The organism is Marivita sp., assembly GCF_020055635.1.
Lineage (GTDB): Bacteria > Pseudomonadota > Alphaproteobacteria > Rhodobacterales > Rhodobacteraceae > Marivita.
Window position 1 is genome coordinate 1 of sequence record NZ_JAIPUT010000105.1, and the last position, 7,212, is coordinate 7,212.

Below are 7,212 nucleotides of genomic sequence, written 5' to 3' on the forward strand. Positions count from 1 at the left end.
CGGCTGAAACGCGCTGACGGTCACCTGTGTGCTGTGATCGAGATGATCGAGGCGGGCAAGCCATGCCTTGAGATCGCCCAACAGATGCAGGCGGTTGAGAAAGCGATCACCAATGCCAAGCGGGCGTTGATCCACGACCATATGGACCATTGCCTAGACGCTGAAAGCTCCGAAGCCGATCGTGCCGAATTGCGGGCAATCACCCGATATCTCTGAGGCCCGCCATGCTCGATATCCTCTCTGACCGCACCTACCGCCATCTGTTTCTGGCGCAGGTCGTGGCGCTTTTGGGAACTGGACTCGCAACGGTCGCGCTTGGGCTTTTGGCATTCGACCTCGCGGGCGACGGGGCGGCGATGGTGCTCGGCACAGTTTTTACCATCAAGATGGTAGCCTATGTGGGCATTGCGCCGATTGCAGGGGCGTTCGCCGACCGGGTGCCGCGTCGCGCGTTTCTTGTGACGCTTGATCTTGTGCGCGCGGGCGTGGCGCTGGCCCTGCCTTTTGTGACTGAGGTCTGGCAGGTCTACGTACTGATCTTCCTGTTGCAATCGGCCTCCGCTGCCTTCACGCCGACCTTTCAGGCGACGATCCCGGACGTTCTGCCCGAAGAGGAACGCTATACCCGCGCGTTGTCTTTGTCGCGGCTGGCCTACGATCTGGAAAACATCGTCAGTCCAACGCTGGCGGCACTTTTGCTTGCGATGATGTCCTACAATTCGCTTTTCCTCGGTACAGTAGTAGGGTTTACCGCCTCGGCCCTTCTGGTCGTTTCGGTGCTACTGCCCAATCCTAAGCCCTCCAAACCACGCGGCATCTATGATCGGACGACACGCGGTATCCGCATCTATCTGGCCACGCCCCGCCTGCGCGGGTTGCTGGCGCTGAACCTTGCGGCAGCGGCGGCCGGGGCAATGGTTCTGGTCAATACCGTCGTTTTGGTACGCGGATCGCTCGGCCTGTCGGAAAGCGCGCTGGCCTGGACGATGTTCGCCTTCGGCGCTGGCTCCATGACGGCCGCACTGCTCCTTCCGCGCGTACTGGATACGCTGCCAGACCGGCCCGTAATGTTCGGCGGTGCTGCCCTGATGGTGGCGACATTGTTGGGGTTGGGGGCAACAGTCCTGACCGCCGGCCTTGGTTGGTTCATCCTATTGGGGGCCTGGCTGCTGGTAGGTCTGGGATATTCCGCCGTTCTCACCCCGTCTGGCCGGTTACTGCGCCGGTCCGCCCATGCCGGGGATCGCCCCGCTCTGTTTGCGGCGCAATTCGCGCTGTCGCACGCTTGCTGGCTGGTGACCTATCCGCTGTCGGGCTGGCTGCTGACGGTCTACGGTGTCGTTCCTGCGCTGATCGGTCTGGCGCTTCTCGCGGCCACTGGCATGCTCGCCGCTCTGAAACTCTGGCCAGCGAGCGATCCCGTGGAGCTTGAACACACGCACGACAACCTGCCACTTGATCATCCCCACTTGAAGGGGCATCGCAGGCACAGCCATGCTCTGGTGATCGACGAAAGCCATCCTCGCTGGGCCACACATTTCTGAGCGTTAGCGATTTGACGGAGGGACTGTCTAATCAAGATGGTTCGCAAACCTGTGAAAGAGGGAAGCCGATACCAGAGCGGCCAAAACAAACCAGCCAAAAGGATCATCAATTTATGTACACACGAAGCGCCCTTCTTCTCACAACCGTCTTGGCCCTTGGGGCTTGCTCGGAGTCTTTCTCGAATTCACAAAACGCGTCGTCACGCCCGCCGTTACCGGAAAATATCCTGGAACTGGCAGCACCGAACCAAGACCTCGCGACCGCCTATCTGCGGCCCGAGGACAACTGCTACTGGTACATGCACGCGAGTCCGGTTGAAACAACGCGATTGCCGCTCAGGACGATCGAGGGAAACCCGATTTGCGTCAAACGGGCCGAGTAAGCGATCTCTGGGAATGCCCGCAACCGGCTTGTCGCTTCCGTCCGCTTGGGAGGGATCGATAACGTATCATCGACCTAGTGGTGCCCACATGGCAGGCTATTTCAATGGATAGATTTTTCTCTATCAGTATGCCCGCGGCTCAGTTTGTTAGAAATGTCCTGCTGTTCAGCTTCGCTGCATTACTGCCGGTCCTGTTGTTCTACGTCTTACTGGCTCCGGGCTTTGCTCCGGCTCTTGCTGCCGGCGGACCGGCACTCATGCGCTTTCTAAGGCAGGTTGCGACCAACGGTTTGCCCGTGGTTTTTGCCGTCAACTATGTCAGTTTTTTCCTTTTCGCTATGACAAAGCAACCAAAGGCGGGCTCAAGAGACACGGCGTTTTTCGTGCTGGTCGATGTGTTGCTCAGAGCCCTTCTCTTTCCAGGTCTCCACGCGCTTATATACGTTCTATCTGCCGACTGGTTCGGGTCATTCGGCGGCAATCGTTCAACCGCCTTGGCGGTTGTGTCCCCGACTCTTGCGCGCTCAGCGTTTTTCGAGAACATCTCCGGCGTTTACCTCTATGCGACCATGATAAGCGCGTTGCCGCTCTACGTTTCGGCTCTCGGGCGGTCGGAATTTCTTGGACCGATTGTTCGTCGCTTGCCCATGAACACGGGCGTGATGCTGCTTGCCCTGGCTGCGTTTGCCTTGTCGGTCGGGCTGATCACGATCGGCGCACAAGGTCGCATCTCTTCAGGCCAGGTGATGGCAGGCTAATCACCGTGGGCGTGGGCGTGGGCGTGGGCGACTTGCGGTGCCACCCATTGCGACAAGTAAACGCGCTCGAAGGCGAACACAGCGATCATCCCGACAGCGGCGTAGAGAACGATCATCGGGTCGCTTTGAAGCTTCATCACGGTGAAAGCTGCCAGTACTATCGCATCGAGCGCCAGGGCAGTCAAAAGCACGATACCGAAGGCGCCGACGTCTGCTCGACGATAGCGGAACACGCCCCAATGTATGATCATGTCCATGACGAGGTAAAAGAAAGCACCGAGGGATGCGATCCGGCCTAAATCAAAGAGCACGGCCAACGTCGCGGCGATGACGACAGTATAGACCAGGGTGTGGCGTTGGATGGGACCTGGCATACCGAAGTGGCTGTGCGGGATCATTTCCATGTCGGTCAGCATCGCCAGCATACGCGACACCGCGAAGACGCTGGCCAGAACGCCGGACGCCGTTGCGACAGCGGCCAGGATCACCGTGAGTATGAAGCCGGTTTGTCCAAGGGCGGGCTGCGCCGCTTGTGCCAGCGAATAGTCACGCGCTGAGATGATCTCCTCGATCGTGAGACTCGAACCGACCCCGTAGGCGACCAACAGGTAGACGACGACGCAGATTCCGATCGAGAACATGATCGCTCGGCCAACATTGCGATTTGGTTCAGTGATCTCGGCCCCGCTGTTGGTGATCGTGGTGAACCCCTTGAACGCGAGGATGGCCAGCGCCGTAGAGGCGATGAACCCCGTGAGCCCGTAGGATTGAGAGGTCTCGGACGCAGCGGCGAACGCAAAACCACTAGACCACAGGGCCGCGATGCCAAACAGAGCTATGCCTCCAATCTTGATCGCTGCCATGATCAGCGAGAACAGCCCGACCGAGCGATTTCCGGCGATGTTCACCAGAAAGGCGAAAACGATCACGGCCACGGCCAGGGCGGGGACCAGTGGGCCGCCTTCGATATCGAAAGCGCGCAAGACATAGGTGGCGAAGGTTCGCGCGACGAGGCTTTCCGCGATCACCATGCTGAGCGCCATCAGCAGCGCGGCACCGCCCGCGATGGCTCCGGGGCCATAGCACTTCTGCAGGATCATGGCGATGCCACCCGAGGACGGCCATTTGTTCGACATCCTGATGTAGCTGTAGGCGCTGAAGCTTGTGACGACCGCGCCGGCGATGAATGCAAGCGGGAAAAGCGGGCCGGCGAGCTGCGCGATTTGCCCCGTCAACGCAAAGATTCCAGCGCCGATCATCACGCCTGTCCCCATCGCAACGGCTCCGCCCAGACTGATGGAATTTTCGCGGTACGTTTCTTTTTCGCTCTGCATAAATGGCCCCCTTTTAATTTTGGTTCATCCGAACGCTGTTGCGCGCTTCTAGATACGAACGCCGCGAAGGCGCAGCGAATTGAGCACCACCGAGATTGACGACGCGCTCATGGCGAAGGCAGCAAACATCGGACTGATGAGGATGCCAAAGAAGGGAAACAGAACTCCCGCCGCGACCGGCACGCCGGAGGCGTTGTAGATCAGCGCGAAGAACAGGTTCTGGCGGATGTTGCGCATCGTGGCCCGGGCGAGCCGCCGCGCACGCACGATACCATCAAGGTTGCCCTTGACCAGCGTGACGCCCGCGCTTTCGATGGCCACATCGGCGCCGGTGCCCATGGCGATGCCGACATCGGCCTGCGCGAGCGCGGGGGCGTCGTTGACGCCATCCCCGGCCATGGCGACCTTGTGGCCCGCCTCTTGCAACTCAAGGATGATCCGCGCCTTGTCCTCCGGCAGCACGTCGGCCCGGATCTCATCGATTCCGAGCCGCGTGCCGATGGCCTTGGCCGTGCGTTCGTTGTCGCCGGTCGCCATGATGACGCGGAACCCCAGTTCATGCAGATCCTCGATGGCTTCTGGCGTGGTCTCCTTCACTGGGTCGGCGACAGCAACTAGACCGGCGATCTCGCCATCCAGCACAACGAACATGACCGTCTCGCCTTCGTCGCGGCGGGCATTGGCCTTGGCGGTCAACGCGCCCGCCTCGAGCCCCAATTCGCGGATCATCGCCAAATTGCCGAGCGCGACCGCTTTGCCGTCAACGACCCCCTTGACGCCCTTGCCAGTGACCGCCTCGAAGTCCCGTGCCTCGTCCATTTTGACATCTCGCTCCTCCGCACCCCTGACGATCGCTTCGGCCAAGGGGTGCTCCGATCCGCGCTCAAGCGATGCGGCGAGACGCAAGACCTCGGCTTCGTCGTGGCCGGGTTGCGGGAGTACGTCGACAAGCCGCGGCTTGCCTTCGGTCAACGTGCCGGTCTTGTCGACGATCAGGGTATCGACTTTCTCGAACCGCTCCAGCGCCTCGGCGTTCTTGATCAGCACCCCTGCCTGAGCGCCCCGTCCTGTCGCTGTCATGATCGACATCGGTGTCGCCAGGCCAAGCGCACAAGGACAGGCGATGATCAGAACCGCCACCGCCGAAATCAATGCGTAGGAAAGCGCAGGCGCGGGCCCCCAGATCGCCCAGGCGATGAAGGACAGGACCGCGATACCGATGACGGCCGGAACGAAATATCCCGCCACCTTGTCGGCGTATTTCTGGATCGGGGCGCGCGAGCGCTGCGCGTTCGACACCATCTCGACAATTTGAGCCAGCATCGTGTCGGACCCGACACGCGTCGCCTCCATCACCAGACTGCCGGTGCCATTGATCGTCGCGCCGGTCAGCGGGTCGCCCTCGGTCTTCTCGACCGGCACGGGTTCACCGGAGATCATGCTTTCGTCGACCGAGGACCGGCCGTCCAGAACCACGCCATCGACCGGCACCTTGTCACCGGGCCGCACGCGCAGCCGGTCCCCGACTTGCACGTCCTCCAGCGGGATTTCCTCCTCGGATCCGTCGTCCCGGATGACCCGCGCGGTCTTTGCCGCCATGTCGAGAAGCGCGCGGATCGCCTTGCCGGTCCCCTCGCGGGCGCGTAGTTCCATCACCTGGCCGAGCAGCACCAGCGTCACGATCACCGCCGCCGCCTCGAAATAGACGCCGACATGGCCTTCGGAGTCTCGGAACCCATCAGGGAATATGTCCGGTGCGAGAACGGCAACGACGCTGAAGAGCCAGGCGGCAAGAACGCCCATGCCGATCAGGGAGAACATGTTGAGGTTCAATGTGCGGAACGAAATCCATCCGCGTTCCAGAAACGGCCAGCCGCACCACAAGACCACTGGCGTTGCCAGGATCAATTCGATCCATTGTGTGGTGCTTTCGCCAAAAAAAGTCCGGACTGCGGGGAAACCGACGAATGGCCCCATCGTGAGGACAAGGAGCGGGATCGTCAGGACTGTGCCGACCCAGAACCGCCGTGTGAAATCCACCAGTTCGGGATTTGGACCTTCATCGCCCGGCACACCGGATTCCAGTTCCAATCCCATACCACAGATCGGACACGCGCCCGGATCAGGCTGCCGCACCTGAGGGTGCATCGGGCAAGTGTAAATGGGACCATCATGCCCTTGGGGAACCAGATCATATCGTCCATCCGCCGGCGCGGCACCTGCTTGGTGGTCGTGATGATCATGTGCTGAATGGACCTCGAGCTCCGATTCCGGCACGAGATGCATCCCGCATTTCGGACAATTGCCGGGCTCAACCTGCCGCACCTCAGGGTGCATTGGGCAAACGAATACCGAAGAAGCTGCTGTGGTTTCAGAACTGTCGGGGGTGCTCATTTTGCGGTCCTTTCCGAGAATGCTTCTCTTGCCTAAGGCTTCCATCCACAGGAGGGTCAAGAGAGATCAGTATGGTGATTACATTGCGGATCTGCGGGGTGGCGCTGTCCGGCCCCGTTCCCGTCGGGCGAGCACGATCAACGCCAGCCCGACCAACACCATCGGCATGGAGAGCAACTGGCCCATCGTCAAACCCCACTCACCAAAATGAAGCGCATGGCCGATCGGGTTGTCCGCCGTCACAAATTGTTGGTCCGGTTGCCGGAACATCTCGACGAAACTTCGGGCAAGACCATAGCCGGTCAGAAACACGCCAGCCAAGGCACCGGGCATTTTCAGCCAGCCCCGGCCCCAAGCGAGATAAATGAGCAGCATTCCAAGAATGAGCCCCTCCAATAGCGCCTCGTACAGCTGGGACGGGTGTCGGGCGCAGAGGCCGCTAATCCCTGGGCAGGCCTGCGCGACTTCGCCGGGAAAGATCACCGCCCAGGGAACGTCCGTCGGCCGCCCCCACAACTCATTGTTGGTGAAGTTCGCCAGCCTCCCAAGAAACAAGCCTGGCGGTGCCGCCAAAGCCAGCAAGTCGCCAGTGCTGAGCAAAGACGCGTTCTGTCGAAGGCAGAACAGCAAGGCAGCGATGACAACGCCCGCGAACCCCCCGTGGAAGGACATGCCGCCTTGCCAGACCATCAGAATTTCCAAGGGATTTGCGAGATAATATGCAGGCTGGTAGAACAGTACAAAGCCTAGGCGACCACCAGCAATCACGCCGATGATGATCCACGTCAGAAGATCTTCG

6 protein-coding genes are annotated in these 7,212 nt (G+C 60.6%); 3 read left to right on the plus strand and 3 right to left on the minus strand.

From position 1 onward, the window contains the following. The 3 genes from LCF60_RS22700 to LCF60_RS22715 all read left to right on the plus strand — a co-directional run. Nucleotides 1-216, plus strand: a 216-nt coding sequence (locus tag LCF60_RS22700; RefSeq protein ID WP_292294815.1) for a metal-sensing transcriptional repressor, incomplete at its 5' end; no start/stop codon positions are given. A gap of 8 nt (nt 217-224) precedes the next feature. Further along, complete coding sequence (locus tag LCF60_RS22705; RefSeq protein ID WP_292294816.1) at nt 225-1,544, plus strand: MFS transporter; 1,320 nt, start codon at nt 225-227, stop codon at nt 1,542-1,544. Nucleotides 1,545-2,031: 487 nt separating this feature from the next. Next, nucleotides 2,032-2,685, plus strand: a complete 654-nt coding sequence (locus LCF60_RS22715) for a hypothetical protein (RefSeq protein ID WP_292294817.1) — start codon at nt 2,032-2,034, stop codon at nt 2,683-2,685. Here the strand turns inward: LCF60_RS22715 and LCF60_RS22720 are convergent. The 3 genes from LCF60_RS22720 to lgt form a co-directional block, all read right to left on the minus strand. Further along, complete coding sequence (locus tag LCF60_RS22720) at nt 2,682-4,019, minus strand: APC family permease (RefSeq protein ID WP_292294818.1); 1,338 nt, start codon at nt 4,017-4,019, stop codon at nt 2,682-2,684. The two genes, LCF60_RS22715 and LCF60_RS22720, sit on opposite strands and share 4 nt — an antisense overlap. 48 nt (nt 4,020-4,067) lie before the next feature. Further along, nucleotides 4,068-6,413, minus strand: coding sequence for a copper-translocating P-type ATPase (locus LCF60_RS22725; RefSeq protein WP_292294819.1), 2,346 nt, complete (start codon nt 6,411-6,413; stop codon nt 4,068-4,070). Between the two features lie 78 nt (nt 6,414-6,491). After that, the coding region (lgt, locus tag LCF60_RS22730) for a prolipoprotein diacylglyceryl transferase (protein WP_292294820.1) at nt 6,492-7,212 on the minus strand (721 nt) is incomplete at its 5' end.

Bases quoted from the DNA above. Each gene is read 5' to 3' on its own strand.
- LCF60_RS22715 (WP_292294817.1), top strand. From the start codon at position 2,032: ATGGATAGATTTTTCTCTATCAGTATGCCCGCGGCTCAGTTTGTTAGA.
- LCF60_RS22720 (WP_292294818.1), bottom strand. From the start codon at position 4,019: ATGCAGAGCGAAAAAGAAACGTACCGCGAAAATTCCATCAGTCTGGGC.
- LCF60_RS22705 (WP_292294816.1), top strand. From the start codon at position 225: ATGCTCGATATCCTCTCTGACCGCACCTACCGCCATCTGTTTCTGGCG.
- LCF60_RS22725 (WP_292294819.1), bottom strand. From the start codon at position 6,413: ATGAGCACCCCCGACAGTTCTGAAACCACAGCAGCTTCTTCGGTATTC.